This is a genomic window from Streptomyces macrolidinus, from assembly GCF_023887685.1.
Lineage (GTDB): Bacteria > Actinomycetota > Actinomycetes > Streptomycetales > Streptomycetaceae > Streptomyces > Streptomyces macrolidinus.
The window spans coordinates 1-17,099 of the sequence record NZ_JAMWMR010000030.1 but is presented as its reverse complement, the minus strand read 5'-3'; the positions used below and the strand labels follow the sequence as shown (position 1 = coordinate 17,099).

Genomic DNA, 17,099 nt, shown 5'->3' with positions numbered 1-17,099 from the left:
AAGCGGTCCCGCGTCCACGTGGTGACCGATCCGCCCGGTGAAGCGATGAAACGGTGTACACCCCTACGTAACGAACGGCCCGGCGCAGGTGGGTTGTCCACAGGCGGCGGGCCGTGATCCTGTCCAGCCGTTAGTGTGGGCCTCCGTCCGAGACGCCCCGCTGCCCCCTTTGGGCACAGGCGTCCACCGCAGTCCAGCGAACCGGGGCCCGCACCTCGATGTCCGTGCACAGTCATACGGCGGTCCAACACGACGCCGCCACGACGCCGTTCGACCCGACCCGCCCTCCAGAGTTTCCGCGTCATGTGGTCACCGCCGTGCTCGTCTCCCACGACGGCGCCCGCTGGCTGCCCGACGCTCTCGCCGGGGTGCTCAACCAGGAGCGCCCGGTGCAGAACGCCGTGGCGGCCGACACCGGCAGCGCGGACGACTCCGCCCGGCTGCTCACCGAAGCGCTCGGCGACGACCGGGTCCTGCATCTCGCCCGGCGCACCGGTTTCGGCCAGGCCGTCGAGGAGGCGAGCCGCATCGCGGCCCCGCTGACCCCGGACGACCTGCCCTACCTCAAGCGCCCCAGCGGCTGGGACCCCGTCACCCGCACCTGGCGGGACGAGGCCTACGACATGCCCGAGATGCCGTACGGCGAGCCGGTGCACTGGCTGTGGCTGCTGCACGACGACTGCGCCCCCGAACCCGACGCACTGGCCCACCTGCTGCGCGTCGTGGAGAGCGAACTCGAGCTGGGACGCGACGACGTGGCCGTCGTCGGCCCCAAGCTCCGCGGCTGGTACGACCGCAGGCAACTGCTGGAGGTCGGCGTCAGCATCGCCAACTCCGGCCGCCGCTGGACCGGTCTGGACCGCCGCGAACAGGACCAGGGTCAGCACGACCACGTCCGCCAGGCGCTGTCCGTGTCCACCGCGGGCATGCTGATCCGGCGTGACGTCTTCGAACAGCTCGGCGGGTTCGACCGGCATCTGCCCCTGATGCGTGACGACGTCGACCTGTGCTGGCGCGCCCAGAGCGCCGGGCACCGCGTCCTCGTCGCCCCCGACGCGGTCGTACGGCACGCCGAGGCGTCCTCCCGCGAGCGCCGCACCGTCGACTGCGTGGGCCGCACCGCCGCCTCCCCGCACAAGGTCGACAAGGCGGGCGCCGTCTACACCCTCCTCGTCAACGCCCGTACGGCACAGCTTCCCTGGATCCTGCTCCGCCTCGTGCTCGGCACCCTGCTGCGCACCGTCGCCTACCTCGTCGGCAAGGTCCCGGGGCAGGCGGTCGACGAGATCCGCGGTCTGCTCGGGACGCTGCTGCGGCCCGAGCGGATCATCGCCGGGCGGCGCAACCGCGGCCGGCCGCAGGTCGACAAGGGCGAGATGCGCCCGCTGTTCCCGCCGCCCGGAGCGACCGTCCGGGCCACCGTCGAACAGATCGCGAGCAACCTCACGGGCCACTCGGACGCCGAGGCCTCCTCGGCCGGGCGGCACGGCGGCGCCATCGAGTCCGGCCCCGGCGGCGACGACGCCGACTTCCTCGAAGTCGAACAGTTCGCCCGGCTCAAGCGCATCGCCCGCAAGCCCGGCCCGGTGCTCTTCGCCGTCCTCCTGCTCGTCTCGCTCGTCGCCTGCCGCGCCCTGCTCGGCGGCGGTGCCCTCGCGGGCGGCGCCCTGCTGCCCGCCCCCGTCCACTCCTCCGAGCTGTGGGCGCGCTATCTCGACGCGTGGCATCCGGTGGGCGCGGGCGGCACCCACTCCGCGCCGCCGTACCTCGCGCTCGTCGCCCTGTTCGCGAGCCTCCTGTTCGGCTCCACCGGGCTCGCGGTCACCGTGCTGCTCGTCTGCTCGGTGCCGCTCGCGGGCGTCACGGCGTACTTCGCCTCGCGCCCCCTGGTCACCTCACGGCTGCTGCGCGCGTGGGCGTCGGTCGCCTACGCCTTCCTGCCCGCCGCCACCGGCGCCCTCGCCGGCGGACACATCGGCACGGCGGTCCTCGCGATCCTGCTGCCGCTCATCGCACGCGCGGGCATCGCCGCGACCGGGCTCGCACAGCCGTCGGGCACGCGCGGCAGCTGGCGCGCGACGTGGGCGTACGCGCTCCTGCTGACGATCGCCACCGCGTTCACTCCCGTCGTGTGGCCGATCGCCCTGGTCCTCGGTCTCGCGCTGCTCGCGGTCCGCCGGAACGACCTCCTCGCCTACGGGCCGCGCGTCCTCGCCCAGCTCGGCACCCCCCTGCTGATCCTCGCCCCTTGGTCGCTCTCGCTGCTGCCCTTCGGCTTCTTCCAGGAGGCCGGCCTCGCATACGGCGCGAGTGCGGCCTCCGCCGTCGACCTGCTCGGCGCGAGCCCAGGAGGCCCCGGCACCGTCAACGGACTGATGCTCATCGGCATCGTCCTCGCCGCGCTGGCCGCCCTCCTGCACGCCCAGCGCCAGGCAGGCATCTGGACCGCGTGGACGGTCGCCCTCGTGGGCTTCGCCCTCGCGGCCCTGTCCAACCGCTCCGTCTGGGCGGGCCCCGCGACCCTCGTCTACGGCATCGCGCTCCTGGCCGCCGCCATGATGGGCGCGGACGGCGCCCGCGCGCGGGTGGCCGAGCAGAACTTCGGCTGGCGCCAGCCGGTCGCCGCGCTCATCGCGTTCGCCTCCGCGGCCGGACCCTTCCTCATCGCCGCGGGCTGGATGATCCGCGGCGCGGACGGCCCCCTGGAGCGCCGCGACCCCGTCCAGGTACCCGCGTTCGTCGCCGAGGAGAGCCGCACCACCGACCAGGCCCGCACCCTCGTCCTGGACGGCGAGACCACCGCGCGCGTGGGCTACAGCCTGGTCCGCGGCTCCGGCGCGCGTCTCGGCGACGGCGAACTGGCCGCGCAGAACGGCGAGAACAAGCAGCTCGACAAGGTCGTCGCCAACCTCGTGGCGGGCTCCGGCGCCGACCAGAGCGACCAACTCGGCGGCTTCGCCGTGCGCTACGTCCTCGTCCGCAAGGGCACGCCCCGCGAGGTGGCCCGCGTCCTGGACACCACGCCCGGCCTCACCCGGCTCAGCCAGCAGAACGGCAACGCGCTGTGGCGCGTGAACCGCGAGGTCTCCCGCGCGGCGATCGTCACCGGTTCCGCCGCACCCGAGGCCGTCGCGGCGGGCCCGGTCGAGATCCACACCAAGATCCCCTCGGGCGCGGCGGACCGCGTCCTGCGGATCGCCGACACCGCCGACGCGGGCTGGACCGCCACCCTGGACGGCAAGCCGCTCACCCGCACCACCGTCGACGGCTGGGCCCAGGGCTTCCGACTCCCCGCTTCCGGCGGCACGTTGGACGTCACCTACGACGCGCCGTTCAGCCACACCATCTGGCTGTGGACGCAGGGCGCGCTCGCCCTCGTCCTCGTGGTGCTCGCCCTGCCCGGCCGCCGCCGCGACGTCGACGACGACCTCCCCGAGGAGCAGCCCGCACCCGCGCAGGAGACCACCGGCGAGGGCCGCCGCGCCCGCCGCCTGCGCGACCGGGCCGAGACCGCCGAGGCCGAGTCCGCCCAGGACACCGGCAGCCTGCCGCCGGTCCCCGAAGAGGCCCCCGCTTCCGCCGCCCCCGCCGCCGTCCCGCAGCAGCGCGCGTACGACGAGTGGGACACCACGGGCTACCCGGCGGACACCGAGTACGGCACCTACGGTGGCCAGCAGTACCCGGACGACCAGCAGCAGTACGCGGCGGGCGGGTACGACCAGCAGCCGTACCAGGCCGACCCCTACCAGGGCGGCCAGTACGACCCGTACGCGTACGGGAACACGGCGCCCTACGACCAGACGTACAGCCAGGGTTACGCCGCGCCGTACGACCCGGCGCCCGGCACCGACCGTGAGCGCCCCGACGGGAGCCAGCAGTGAACCGCACGACCCTGTCCCTGATCGCCGGCACGGCCGCGCTCGGCGCCGTCACCGGATTCGCCGCGCTCAGTGCCCCGGACGCGTCCGGCGACAGCACCGCGAAGACGGCCGCCCGGCTGCCCGTGGAGCGGACCCGGCTGCTGTGCCCCGAGCCGAGCTCCTCCGACCTCGCGGAGACCTCGTACACCTCCTTCACCCCCGAGGCGCAGGGCGCGAGCGCGTCCGGCAAGGCCGAACTGACCGCGGCGACCGAGCAGTCGGCGGACGACGCGGCGACGGGCGGCAAGACGCACAAGAACAAGAAGCAGTCGAGCGCGCCGACCGTGACCCCCAAGGAGCCCGGCACACCGGCCACCGGGGACGGCTCCGGCGCCGACACGCCCGCGCTGATCGGCACCGCCACCGGCAGGTTCGCGCCCGGCTGGACGGTCCAGCAGACCACGCGGGTCACCGCGGGCAGCGGGCGAGGGCTGCTCGGTCTCAACTGCACCGCCGCGGACACCGAGTTCTGGTTCCCCGGCGTCGCCATCGGTGGCTCCCGTACCGACTATGTGCATCTGACCAACCCCGACGACGCCGCCGCGGTCGTCGACATCGAGCTGTACGGCAAGGACGGGAACCTCAAGTCGGAGATGGGGGAGGGCATCAGGGTCAAGGCCCACTCCAGCGAGCCGGTCCTGCTCTCCACGCTCACCGAGGCACGCGAGGACGACCTCACGCTCCATGTGAGCGTGCGCAGCGGCCGGATCGCCGCCGCCGTGCAGGCCCTTGACGACAAGACGGGGGGCGACTGGCTGGCCGCCGCCACCGACCCCGCCGGTTCCCTCGTGCTGCCCGGTATCCCCAAGGACGCCACGGACGTCCGGCTGATCGCCTTCGCGCCGGGCGATTCGGACGCCGACCTCACGGTGCGCCTCGCCTCGCCCTCCGGGCGGATCACCCCGGCGGGGAACGAGAGCCTGCATGTGAAGTCCCGGATGACCGCCACCGTGGACCTCGGCGACGTCACGCGCGGCGAGGCCGGTTCCCTCCTCCTGACGCCCAGCGGCGGCACGCAGGCCCCCGTGGTCGCGGCGCTGCGGGTGGTGCGCGGCAAGGGCGACCACCAGGAGACGGCGTTCATCCCGGCCACCGCGCCGGTCGGCACGCGCGCGTCGGTCACCGGCAACACCGCCAAGGGCACCACGCTCGCGCTGACCGCCCCGGAGAGCGCGGCCACCGTCAAGGTCACCGCGTCCGCCGGAAGCAAGGGCGGCACGGCGGTGACGAAGCAGTACACGATCAAGGCCGGTACGACGCGGAACGTGGACGACCTGGTGCCCAGCGGCCTCGAAGGCACCTACGCGCTCACCGTCGAGACCGTCTCCGGAGGACCCGTCTACGCGGCCCGCACGCTGGAGGCGACCGACGGGGGCGTCCCGGCGTTCACGGTGCAGACCCTCCCGGACGACCGGGGCACGGTCGCGGTGCCGCACACGGAGCAGGACCTGTCGGTGCTGCTGAAGAAGTGAGTCGCTGCTGAAGAAGTGACGGCCCGGGGCTCGTCCCGCCGCCCGGCGTGCCGCGCCGGGCGGGGCCGCGGCCTCAGTCCTCGCCGTACCGCGGGTCGACCGTCTCCGGAGTGAGCCCCAGCAGCTCCGCCACCTGCTCCACGACCACCTCGTGGATCAGCGCCGCACGCTCGTCGCGGCCCTTCGTGCGCAGCTCGACCGGGCGCCGGTAGACGACCACCTGCGCGCGCCGTCCCTCACGGGCCGGGACAGCGCCGCCGAGGGGCACCGCGTCCTCGTCCCAGCGCTCGCCGGGACCCCCGAGCCGCGGCACCTCGAGGACCAGGAAGTCGATCTCGGCGAGCTGCGGCCAGCGCCGCTCCAGGCGGTCCACGGAGTCCTGCACCAGGTCCGCGAACGCCTCGGCGCGGCTCGCGGCGAGCGGTACCTGGGGCGGGGCGACAGGGCCGCGCATGCCCCGGCCGTGACGGTCACGGCGGCGGGGGCCGGGGGCGGCGGGGTGCGGTACGGGCGTGTCCATCACTGACGAAGCGTAGTCCTCGCCGGGTCCCCACGCCCGGCTCCACGCAGGGCCGTTCCCCGCCGAACCGCTCCGGACGTCCCGGCCTTTCACGGCCCGGTGCCGGGAACGTGGGGCATGTCACCTGATGACCGATCCAGCCATGCTTGGGCTCGATTCCATATCACTCAGAGAGGGCCAACCCCCAGAGAATTGACATGATTTGCACCAAGTGGTGACCGGATTCAGCTCTGTCCAGGGCCCTTTCGAGGGGTGTCCCTGCAGGTCAACGACGCGGAACCACAGGGGCATGTGGGGCGTCTCACAGCACGACACGGTGGAGTGACCTGGGGGAGAGTCGTCGCGGCCCGCTCAAGAGTGCGGTACCGTCCAACGTCGTGAGCCCTGTACGTCGCTGTTCGCGCACCGCCTGCGGCCGACCCGCCGTCGCGACGCTGACGTACGTCTACGCCGACTCGACCGCGGTCCTCGGCCCGCTCGCCACCTACGCCGAACCCCACTGCTACGACCTGTGCGCCGAGCACTCCGAGCGGCTGACCGCCCCGCGCGGCTGGGAAGTCGTCCGCCTGCTGGACGGTTCGGCCCCCGCCCGCCCCAGTGGTGACGACCTGGAGGCACTCGCCAACGCCGTGCGCGAGGCGGCCCGTCCGCATCAGCGCGCCGCCGAGAGCGGCGGCAGCGCCCGCGCCGCGGACCCGATGGAGGTCGCCCGCCGCGGCCATCTGCGAGTCCTGCGCTCACCCGACAACTGAGAGTCGGCGCCCGGCGGTTGAGCCGACACCGGGAGCGGGCCCGCCCCAACGATCCGGACACACCGCCCCGTTGCGCACCCTCCGGCCAACTCACCGCTCTTGTAGGCGCCCTTGGCAAGCGCATGGCCCGGCCGACGGGTCGATTCCGGTAAGAACCGCTTCCCTCACGCCGAGGAGCAGCCGTCGGGCGCCGCTTCCAGAAGGTAGTTTGGGGTCATCGTTGAGACTTCAGGAGGGTTGTCCGTGGCTGCTGATCTGTCGCAGATCGTGAAGGCGTACGACGTGCGCGGAGTGGTCCCGGACCAGTGGGACGAGCCACTCGCCGAACTCTTCGGGGCGGCCTTCACCGAGGTGACCGGCGCGCAGGCGATCGTGATCGGTCACGACATGCGGCCCTCGTCCCCCGGTCTGTCGCGCGCCTTCGCCCGCGGCGCGGCGGCGCGCGGCGTCGACGTCACCGAGATCGGCCTGTGCTCGACCGACCAGCTCTACTACGCGTCGGGCGCCTTCGACCTCCCGGGCGCGATGTTCACCGCCTCGCACAACCCGGCCCGGTACAACGGCATCAAGATGTGCCGCGCGGGCGCCGCCCCGGTCGGCCAGGACACGGGGCTCGCCGAGATCCGCGCCCTGGCCGAGCGCTGGCTGGAGACCGGCGCGCCCGAACCGGCGCGGACTCCTGGGACGATCACCCAGCGCGACACGCTCCAGGACTACGCGGCACACCTGCGCTCCCTGGTGGACCTGACCGCCCTGCGCCGACTGAAGGTCGTCGTCGACGCGGGCAACGGCATGGGCGGGCACACCGTGCCGACCGTCCTCGCCGGGCTGCCCATCGACCTCGTCCCGATGTACTTCGAACTGGACGGCACGTTCCCGAACCACGAGGCGAACCCGCTCGACCCGAAGAACATCGTCGACCTCCAGGAGCGGGTGCGGAAGGAGGGCGCCGACCTCGGTATCGCCTTCGACGGCGACGCCGACCGCTGCTTCGTGGTCGACGAGAACGGCGCTCCGGTCTCGCCCTCCGCGATCACGGCCCTGGTCGCCGCGCGCGAACTGGCCCGGCACGGCGGCAAGGGCGCGATCATCCACAACCTGATCACGTCCTGGTCGGTGCCCGAGGTCGTCCGGGAGCACGGCGGCACCCCGGTCCGTACGCGCGTGGGCCACTCCTTCATCAAGGCCGAGATGGCGCGCACGGGCGCGATCTTCGGCGGCGAACACTCCGCGCACTACTACTTCAAGGACTTCTGGAACGCCGACACGGGCATGCTGGCCGCGCTCCACGTCCTCGCGGCCCTCGGCGGCCAGGACGGCCCGCTGTCACGCCTGGTGGCCGAGTACGACCGCTACACGGGCTCCGGCGAGATCAACTCCACGGTCGCCGACCAGCGGGACCGCCTCGCCGCGATCAAGGCGGCGTTCGAGGGCCGGGCGGGCGTCGAGATCGACGAGCTGGACGGCCTGACCGTCTCCTCCGCCGACTGGTGGTTCAACGTCCGCCCCTCCAACACCGAACCGCTGCTCCGGCTGAACGCGGAGGCCAGGGACGAGGCCACGATGGCGAAGGTCAGGGACGAGGCGCTGGAGATCATCCGGGGCTGACCCGCCACCACCCCCGGCACGCCGACGGCTCCCCTCCCCGCGGAGGGAGAGCCGGACCGCGCCCGACCCCCGCGCCAGGCCCCCACAGCGGTACGCTGACCTGGCCCAAGCGACCAGCCCGAAGGGACCATTCATGCCGCTCGAAGCCGGCCTTCTGGAGATCCTCGCCTGCCCGGCGTGCCACTCCCCCCTCAAGGAGGAGAACGACGAGCTGGTCTGCACCGGCCAGAGCTGCGGCCTCGCCTACCCCGTACGGGACGGCATCCCGGTCCTGCTGGTCGACGAGGCCCGCCGCCCCGCGTAACGGACCCGGCGTTCGGAGGCTGCCACCCATGCTGGACGACTCGCTGCTCGACGACCCCGAGGCCCTCGCGCGCGCCGACCGCCGCCAACTGCTGCGCGGCGCCGCCGAGGCGGGCGCCCGGGTCCGTACCGCCGTACGGCATGCCGCGGAAGCGGGCATCAACGACCTGAAGCCCGATGGCCGCCCCCGCGCCGTCCTCATCGCGGGCCCCGGTACGGCGTCCGCGGGCGTCGCCGAGCTGCTCGGCACCCTCGCGGGCGCCGCCTGTCCGGTCGTCCGGATCCGTCCGACCGGTGTCGCGCCCGCGCCGGGCGCCCTGCGCTGGGAGCTGCCCGGCTGGGCCGGTCCCGTCGACCTCCTGCTGATCGCCACCCCCGACGGCACCGAGCCCGGCCTGTCGATCCTGGTCGACCAGGCCTACCGGCGCGGCTGCACCGTCGTCGCCGTCGCCCCGGCCGGATCGCCGATCACGGACGCGGTCGGCGGCTCCCACGGCCTGTTCGTCCCGATGGCGAGCGCCCCCTACGAGCAGGAGGAACCCCTCGCCGCGTCCGCGCCCGGCGTCCTGTGGGCCCTGCTCACCCCGCTGCTCGCCCTTCTCGACCGCACCGGGCTGCTCTCCGCGCCGCCCGAGGCGCTGGCGAAGGTCGCCGACCGCCTCGACCATGCCGCCGAGCGCTGCGGCCCGGCCATCGCGACCTACGCGAACCCCGCCAAGAACCTCGCCGCCGAGCTGGCCGAGGCCCTTCCGGTGATCTGGACCGAGGGCGTCTCCGCCGCGCCGGCCGGACGCCGCTTCGCCGCCGCGCTCGCGGAACTGGCCGGCCGCCCCGCCCTCACCGCGCAACTGCCCGAGGCCCTGGTCGCGCACAGCGTCCTGCTCTCCGGCGCCCTCGCCGCGGGCGCCGACCCCGACGACTTCTTCCGTGACCGCGTCGAGGAGGCACAGGCCCTCCACGCGCGCGTGGTCCTCCTGCGCGACCGCCCGATCACCGGCCTCAGCGCGGCCCCCGCCGCCCGCGAACTCGCCCTCGGCCACGACACGGCGATCAGCGAACTCGAACCGGAGGAGGGCGACGACCTGGAAACCCTCGCGGAACTGATCGCCATCACGGATTTCGCCGCCGTTTACGTCGCGCTCGCTTCGAGAGCATGATCTGTCCGAGGGCCTGAGAGCCAGGCACACCCCCTGCCACCAGGGGCCCGCTCGAGCAGCGCGTGACGAGAGCTCGAGCAGCGCGTGACGAGAAGAGACACCCATGGACCGCCTCGCCAACACGATCCGCCCCTACGCCTGGGGGTCGACCACCGCCATCCCGCGGCTCCTCGGCGTGGAGCCGACCGGTGAGCCCCAGGCGGAGATGTGGATGGGCGCCCACCCCGGAGCACCCTCGCGCACCGCGCGCGGCCCGCTCGACGAGGTGATCGACGAGGCACCGGAGCGCGAACTGGGGAACCGTACGGCGGCCCGGTTCGGCCCCCGGCTGCCGTTCCTGCTCAAGCTCCTGGCGGCCGGGGCCCCGCTCTCCCTCCAGGTGCACCCCGACCGCGACCAGGCCCGGGAGGGCTACGAGGACGAGGAGTCCCGCGGCGTCCCCCTCGACGCACCCCACCGCACCTACAAGGACGCCCACCACAAGCCCGAACTGATCTGCGCCCTCACCGAGTTCGACGGCCTGTGCGGCTTCCGCAGGCCCGCCGAAGCCGCGGACCTGCTCGCCGGCCTCGGCGTCGACACCCTCGAGCCCTACGTCGACCTGCTGCGCGCGCGGCCCGAGGAAGCCGCCCTGCGCGAGGTCCTCACCGCCGTGCTGAGCGCCGACCCCGAGGACATGGCCGACACGGTCACCGAGGCGGCCGGCGCCTGCGCCCGCCTGGGCGGCGCCTACACCCCGTACGCCGAGATCGCCCGCGCCTGCCCCGGCGACCCCGGAGTGATCGCCGCCCTGCTGCTCAACCACGTCCGACTGCACCCCGGCGAAGCCCTGTTCCTCGGCGCGGGCGTCCCCCACGCCTATCTGAACGGCCTCGGCGTCGAGATCATGGCCAACTCCGACAACGTCCTGCGCTGCGGCCTGACCCCCAAGCACGTCGACGTCCCCGAACTGCTGCGCGTCGTCCGCTTCGACGCGGGCGCCCCCCGCGTGCTGCGCCCGGAGGCCTCGCCTGCGGGCGAGGAGGTCTACGAGACCCCCGCCGAGGAGTTCCGGCTGTCCCGCTACGTCCTGGCGGAGGGCGCGGCCCCGCGCGACCTCACCCGCGCGACCCCGCAGATCCTGCTGTGCACGGCCGGTTCGGTCCACGCGGGGGACCACAAGCTCACCCCCGGCGAGTCCGTCTTCGTACCGGCCGAGGAGAAGGCCGAGGTGTCCGGGGCCGGCACGCTCTTCCGGGCCACGGTCGCCGTCTGACCCTCAAGGCCCCACCGGCCATCACACCGGTCCGGGCACCCCCGTCCGACCCGGCTGCAACAATGACCCACTGACAAAGGGCGGGCAAAGCCCGGGACGGCGTGCGTACGCGCCGCTCTCCCGGGCGGGACGGCAACGAAGGGACAACGCGACCACATGAGCGCGTCAGGCGGCACCAAAGCAATCGTGGCGGCACTGGGTGCCAACCTCGCGATCGCGGCATCGAAGTTCGTGGCGTTCGCCTTCAGCGGCTCCTCCTCGATGCTCGCCGAGGGCGTCCACTCGCTGGCCGACTCCGGCAACCAGTTCCTGCTGCTGATCGGCGGCAAGCGCGCCCAGCGCGAGGCGACCCCGCAGCACCCCTTCGGCTACGGCCGCGAGCGCTACATCTACGCCTTCCTCGTCTCGATCGTCCTGTTCTCGGTCGGCGGCATGTTCGCGATCTACGAGGGCATCGAGAAGATCCAGCATCCGCACGCGGTGGAGCACTGGTACTGGCCCGTGGGCGTCCTCGTCTTCGCGGTGCTCGCCGAGGGCTTCTCGTTCCGCACGGCCATCAAGGAGGCCGACGAACTGCGCGGCACGCTCTCCTGGGCGCAGTACATCCGCCGCGCCAAGGCGCCCGAGCTGCCGGTCGTGCTCCTGGAGGACTTCGGCGCGCTCATCGGTCTGGTCCTCGCGCTCGGCGGTGTGGGCCTCGCGCTGCTCACCGGTGACGGCATCTGGGACGGCATCGGCACCGTCTGCATCGGCGTGCTGCTCGTCCTGATCGCCCTCGTCCTCGCCGCCGAGACCAAGTCCCTGCTGCTCGGCGAGTCCGCGGGCGTCGAGGAGGTCAAGAAGATCGAGGCCGCGCTGGTCGACGGCGACTCGGTGACCCGCGTCATCCACATGCGCACCCTGCACCTCGGCCCCGAGGAGCTGCTGATCGCCGCCAAGATCGCCGTCCGGCACGACGACACCGCCGCCGAGATCGCGCAGGCCATCGACGCCGCCGAGGCCCGTATCCGCGCCTCCGTCCCGATAGCCCGCGTGATCTACCTGGAACCGGACATCTACAGCGAGGCGGAGGCGGCCAAGGGCCCGGACCGTGAGGCGACGCCCGGCGGACCGGCACCGGCCGCCCACTGACCAGGCCGCATCCGCCCGCCGCACCACCGGCGCCCGCGCCGCCCCCGAGGCCGAGCGGGGGTGACCATCGGCCCCGGAACCCGGCCGGAAAGGGCCGGAGGCGCCGGGCGTCCCGACCGCGGACTGGGGAGCGCACGGCCGCCCGGTGTAGCTTGGACGGAGCCAGACGTCGCTGCTGATGGCGGTCGGGCGGCCCCTGTACGGGCCGTCCGAGGGAGAGAGGGCCTCCGACGGACTGCGCTGCGCGCCCGCGCGTCTACCCGCGTGTGCCCTTGCGGGCACCGGGTGTCCGCCGTCGCGCAGACCAGCCCTACCCACCTCGATCCGACCCCCGAGGAGCAGCTCGTCATGACGACTGTCGACAACCGACAGGACTTCAAGGTCGCCGACCTCTCCCTGGCCGAGTTCGGCCGCAAGGAGATCACCCTCGCCGAGCACGAGATGCCCGGCCTGATGGCGATCCGCAAGGAGTACGCGGAGGCACAGCCCCTGGCCGGCGCCCGCGTCACCGGCTCCCTGCACATGACCGTCCAGACCGCGGTACTCATCGAGACCCTGGTGGCCCTGGGCGCGCAGGTCCGCTGGGCCTCCTGCAACATCTTCTCCACCCAGGACCACGCCGCCGCCGCGATCGCCGTCGGCCCGCACGGCACCCCCGACGACCCCCAGGGCGTGCCCGTCTTCGCCTGGAAGGGCGAGACGCTCGAGGAGTACTGGTGGTGCACGGAGCAGGCGCTGACCTGGCCGAACACCCCCACCGGCGGCCCGAACATGATCCTGGACGACGGCGGTGACGCCACCCTCCTCGTCCACAACGGCGTCCAGTACGAGAAGGACGGCAAGGTCCCCGCCGTCGAGACCGCCGAGTCCGACGAGCACCGCGTCATCCTCCAGCTGCTCCACCGCACCCTGGGCGAGAACCCCCAGAAGTGGACCCAGCTCGCGTCCGAGATCCGCGGCGTGACCGAGGAGACCACGACCGGCGTGCACCGCCTGTACGAGATGCAGCGCGAGGGCACCCTCCTGTTCCCGGCGATCAACGTCAACGACGCCGTCACCAAGTCGAAGTTCGACAACAAGTACGGCTGCCGCCACTCGCTGGTCGACGGCATCAACCGCGCCACCGACGTCCTCATCGGCGGTAAGACCGCGGTGGTCTGCGGCTACGGCGACGTGGGCAAGGGCTGCGCTGAGTCGCTGCGCGGCCAGGGTGCCCGCGTGATCGTGACGGAGATCGACCCGATCTGCGCGCTGCAGGCGGCCATGGACGGCTACCAGGTCACGACCCTCGACGAGGTCGTCGACAAGGCCGACATCTTCGTCACCACGACCGGCAACAAGGACATCATCATGGCCGCCGACATGGCCAAGATGAAGCACCAGGCGATCGTGGGCAACATCGGCCACTTCGACAACGAGATCGACATGGCCGGCCTCGCGAAGATCCCCGGCATCGTCAAGGACGAGGTCAAGCCGCAGGTCCACACCTGGACCTTCCCCGACGGCAAGGTGATCATCGTGCTGTCCGAGGGCCGTCTGCTGAACCTGGGCAACGCCACCGGTCACCCGTCGTTCGTCATGTCCAACTCCTTCGCGGACCAGACGCTGGCCCAGATCGAGCTGTTCACCAAGCAGTCCGAGTACCCGACCGGCGTCTACACGCTGCCCAAGCACCTGGACGAGAAGGTCGCCCGCCTCCACCTGGACGCGCTCGGCGTGAAGCTCACCAAGCTCCGCCCCGAGCAGGCGGCGTACATCGGCGTCGACGTCGAGGGCCCGTACAAGTCGGACCACTACCGCTACTGATCACCCCGTGGCGCAGGGGCGCGCGCGAGCACGACAGACTGTCGGCACCGCGCCGCCCGGCCGCCCCTCGGTGAGCACGTCCGTATCCGCGGCCGACGCTCTCAGCAGCAGGTCTCGAGGCAGGCCCCCGCACCCCCGTGGGGGGGGCCTGCCCCTTTGGCGGGTCCGGCCGGACCCGCCCGCCCGTCACGACCCAGGACCCCCATGCCCCGCGGCCGCTATTCGCTTCACGATCCGCATGACCACACCCTCCTCGCCGACGAACACTTCCAGTGCGCCCCCGGCCCCACCGGCTGGCGCTATGTCTCTCAACTGACCACCCCCACCGGCGATCACGCGGGCTCCGTCGACCTCGCCCTCGACGAACTCGGCCGTCCCCTCCGCCTCGAACTCCACGCCGCGGGCTGGCAGGTGAGGGGCGCCGCCCTCGACGGCGTCACCTGGGTCCGCAGCGACCCCACCGGCACCCGGGCCACCGAAGGAACGGTCCGCGCCCACGCCTTCACCGGCACCTCCCCGGCGTTCCTCGTCGCCACCGCCCGCCTGCTGCGCCTCACCCCCTCGTCCTCCCCGACACGCGTACGCCTCGTCTCCTTCACGGAACCGGTCCTCGCCCCCCGCACCGTGGACCAGTCCTGGGCCCTGTTCCAAAGAGAAGCACACGCCACTGACAACGCCCCCCTGATCGTGGACGAATACCAGGTCACAGCCCTGGACACAGGGGAGCGGCACACCGTCCACATCGCCGGGGACGTGGTCCTGGCCGCGCCCGGAGTGGAGCTGGAGCACCTCGAGTCACCGCCGTCGACATTCCCGTGAGGCAGTCCCGGAGGATCAGGCAGGCGGCACGAACCCCGTGATCGGCGCGTCGGAGGGCGGCCCGGCCTGCGGCGCGACGGGCGCCTGCGCGGACGTCCGAGGCCGAACCGGCGCCCCGGACAGGCCCGAGACGTCCGCGCCCGGTGCCGCCCACGCACCGACCTCAGCGGATTCCACCGGGCTCGGCCGGGACGTCGGCGCAGGCCCGTACGCGACACCGCCGCCCCGTACGCCCTCGCCCCGCCCTCGTACGCCGGACGCCTTCCGCGCTTCCCGTACCTGCCGTTCCTGCACCACGGCCGCCAGATACGCGGCGGGTGGCACGCCGTACGGCGCCGACGTCCCCGTACACGCCGCCAGGTCGGCGGCGAGCCGCTCCGCCATGGTCCAGCCCACCTGCGGATCCAGTTGTCGCATCCGGGTCAGGTACTGCCGGATCGCCAGCCACAACCCGTCCGGAACCGCGGAGAGGTCCAGTTCGGAGAACCGCCCGGACAGCCAGGGCGGCGGCGGGGGCACGAAGCCCGTACGCGCTGCGGGCACCCGCTCCCGTACGACCAGCGTTCCGGCGAACACGTCACCGAGCCGCCGCCCCCGCGCCGACACCAGTGAGGCGGTGCACGCGACCACACCGAGGGTCATCAGGATCTCGACCAGACCGACCGAGCCCCGGACCAGCGCGTGCCGGAAGCGGATGGGCCCGCCGTCGTCCCGCACCACACGCAACCCACAGGCCAGCTTGCCCAGCGAACGACCGTGGCTGAGCGTCTCCACCGCGATCGGGCCGCCCACCAGCACCAGGACGGACACCGCGATCGACAGCGCTGCCTGAGCCGCGACGTCCAGCCCGGACGTGGACACCAGCAGGGCCACCGCCACGACGAAGTAGGCGGCGAGGGTCACCAGCAGGTCGAGCATGACGGCCAGCGCCCGGCTCGGCAGCTTCGCGGGGCGCAGTTCCAGCGCCACCGCCTCACCCGTCACCAGCTCACTCATGTCCCCGTCCTTCCCCTGGCCCACCCCGCAGGCCGTCAGTCTGCCAAGCTGTGGGCGCAGCGCGCCGCAGCAGTACGACAAGCCGACACGCAGGGCGAGAGGACGAGGAGCTGCCCATCCCATGGACCTCGACGTGTTCGTGTCCGCCCACCGCCCCGAGTGGGACCGCCTCGAAGCTCTGCTGCGCCGCCGACGCCGCCTCACCGGAGCCGAGGCGGACGAACTGGTCACTCTCTACCAACGCACCGCCACGCACCTCTCCGTGATCCGGTCCAGCTCCCCGGACCCCCAGCTCATGGCTCACCTGAGCCAACTGGTGGCCCGCGCGCGCAGCGCCGTGACAGGCACACGCCGCGCGTCGTGGCGCGATGTCACACAGTTCCTGACGTACGGATTCCCGGCCGCGGTCTACCGCTCGCGCCGCTGGTGGATACCCACCGCGCTGCTCTCCACGCTGGTGGCGGCGCTCCTAGGTTGGTGGATCGGCACGCACTCGGAGGTCCAGGCCTCGATCGCGGCGCCGGGGGAACTGCGCGACCTGACCCGCCCCGGTGGCGAGTACGAGACCTACTACTCCAGCCACCCCGCTGCCGCCTTCGCCGCCCAGGTGTGGACGAACAACGCCAAGGCCGCGGCGCTGTGCCTGGTCTTCGGCGTCTTCCTGGGCCTGCCGGTCCTGCTGGTCCTCTTCCTCAACATGCTCAATCTGGGGACGGGGATCGGCCTGATGTCCTCGGCAGGCCGCCTCGACACGTTCCTGGGCCTGGTCCTCCCCCACGGACTGCTCGAACTGACGGCGGTCTTCGTGGCCGCCGGAACAGGGCTACGACTGGGCTGGAGCCTGATCGACCCGGGTCCCCGCCCCCGCCGCACCGCCCTGGCCGAGGAGGGCCGGGCCGCGGTGGGCATGGCGATCGGCCTCGCCCTGGTCCTGTTCGTCTCGGGCGCCATCGAGGGCTTCGTGACCCCGTCCGGCCTGCCGACCTGGGCCCGGATCAGCATCGGTGTCCTCGCCGAGCTGGCGTTCCTCGTCTACGTCCATGTCCTGGGCGGACGCGCGGCACGGGCCGGCGACACCGGCGACGTGGAGGCGGCGGAGCGCAGCGCCACGCTCCCGACGGCGGCCTGACGCGCGAGTGGCTCAGTCAGATGTGCGCTTCCGGGCGTTGACCTGCTAGTCTCTTCTTCGCCCCACGGGAGCCGTTGACACGGTTCGAGTGGGGAGGTAGATTCGAACAGTTGCCTGGGGGTGGACCCCCGGATCAGCAACGGTGAGTATCTAACCGCTTCCGGAACATCGATTCCAAGGAAGCCCCCCGATGATTCAGAAATGGACGCCGGTCAAACGGCCCCAAGAAAT

The 17,099-nt window shown here is 72.8% G+C and carries 13 protein-coding genes; 11 read left to right on the top strand and 2 right to left on the bottom strand.

All coding sequences use genetic code 11. From position 1 onward, the window contains the following. Positions 1-218: 218 nt before the first annotated feature. Positions 219-3,881 (top strand): glycosyltransferase family 2 protein, encoded by a 3,663-nt coding sequence (locus NGF19_RS25545; RefSeq protein WP_252427756.1) that lies wholly within the window; start codon positions 219-221, stop codon positions 3,879-3,881. After that, complete coding sequence (locus NGF19_RS25540; RefSeq protein ID WP_252427754.1) at positions 3,878-5,392, top strand: DUF5719 family protein; 1,515 nt, start codon at positions 3,878-3,880, stop codon at positions 5,390-5,392. Before NGF19_RS25545 ends, NGF19_RS25540 begins: the two co-directional genes overlap by 4 nt. 73 nt (positions 5,393-5,465) lie before the next feature. On the opposite strand, the gene NGF19_RS25535 is transcribed toward NGF19_RS25540, so the two are convergent. Beyond that, positions 5,466-5,912 (bottom strand): metallopeptidase family protein, encoded by a 447-nt coding sequence (locus NGF19_RS25535; protein WP_252427814.1) that lies wholly within the window; start codon positions 5,910-5,912, stop codon positions 5,466-5,468. A 377-nt stretch (positions 5,913-6,289) separates the two neighbouring features. On the opposite strand from NGF19_RS25535, the gene NGF19_RS25530 reads away from it, so the two are divergent. The 8 genes from NGF19_RS25530 (at position 6,290) to NGF19_RS25495 (ending at position 14,743) form a co-directional block, all read left to right on the top strand. Continuing rightward, complete coding sequence (locus tag NGF19_RS25530; protein ID WP_252427753.1) at positions 6,290-6,664, top strand: DUF3499 domain-containing protein; 375 nt, start codon at positions 6,290-6,292, stop codon at positions 6,662-6,664. A gap of 243 nt (positions 6,665-6,907) precedes the next feature. Further along, positions 6,908-8,272: a phosphomannomutase/phosphoglucomutase gene (locus NGF19_RS25525; protein ID WP_252427751.1), complete on the top strand. Its 1,365-nt coding sequence runs from the start codon at positions 6,908-6,910 to the stop codon at positions 8,270-8,272. Positions 8,273-8,405: 133 nt separating this feature from the next. Then, on the top strand, positions 8,406-8,576 hold the full coding sequence (locus tag NGF19_RS25520) for a Trm112 family protein (RefSeq protein ID WP_252427750.1): 171 nt from the start codon (positions 8,406-8,408) through the stop codon (positions 8,574-8,576). A 28-nt stretch (positions 8,577-8,604) separates the two neighbouring features. Continuing rightward, entirely contained in the window at positions 8,605-9,732 is a 1,128-nt protein-coding gene (locus tag NGF19_RS25515) for an SIS domain-containing protein (protein WP_252427749.1), read from the top strand. A 103-nt stretch (positions 9,733-9,835) separates the two neighbouring features. Next, complete coding sequence (gene manA / locus NGF19_RS25510; RefSeq protein WP_252427747.1) at positions 9,836-10,987, top strand: mannose-6-phosphate isomerase, class I; 1,152 nt, start codon at positions 9,836-9,838, stop codon at positions 10,985-10,987. 156 nt (positions 10,988-11,143) lie between these two features. After that, complete coding sequence (locus NGF19_RS25505) at positions 11,144-12,118, top strand: cation diffusion facilitator family transporter (RefSeq protein ID WP_252427745.1); 975 nt, start codon at positions 11,144-11,146, stop codon at positions 12,116-12,118. A 348-nt stretch (positions 12,119-12,466) separates the two neighbouring features. Beyond that, positions 12,467-13,924 (top strand): adenosylhomocysteinase, encoded by a 1,458-nt coding sequence (gene ahcY / locus NGF19_RS25500; RefSeq protein ID WP_252427744.1) that lies wholly within the window; start codon positions 12,467-12,469, stop codon positions 13,922-13,924. Between the two features lie 204 nt (positions 13,925-14,128). After that, positions 14,129-14,743 carry a hypothetical protein gene (locus NGF19_RS25495; protein ID WP_252427743.1) on the top strand — a complete coding sequence of 205 codons (615 nt, stop codon included), beginning with the start codon at positions 14,129-14,131 and terminating at the stop codon, positions 14,741-14,743. A gap of 15 nt (positions 14,744-14,758) precedes the next feature. On the opposite strand, the gene NGF19_RS25490 is transcribed toward NGF19_RS25495, so the two are convergent. Continuing rightward, the gene (locus NGF19_RS25490) at positions 14,759-15,739 is read right to left on the bottom strand and encodes an RDD family protein (RefSeq protein ID WP_252427742.1); all 981 of its coding nucleotides are present in this window, start codon (positions 15,737-15,739) and stop codon (positions 14,759-14,761) included. Positions 15,740-15,860: 121 nt separating this feature from the next. On the opposite strand from NGF19_RS25490, the gene NGF19_RS25485 reads away from it, so the two are divergent. Next, a complete protein-coding gene (locus tag NGF19_RS25485) occupies positions 15,861-16,868 on the top strand; it encodes a stage II sporulation protein M (RefSeq protein ID WP_252427741.1) in 1,008 nt (335 codons plus the stop codon). Positions 16,869-17,099 lie beyond the last annotated feature (231 nt).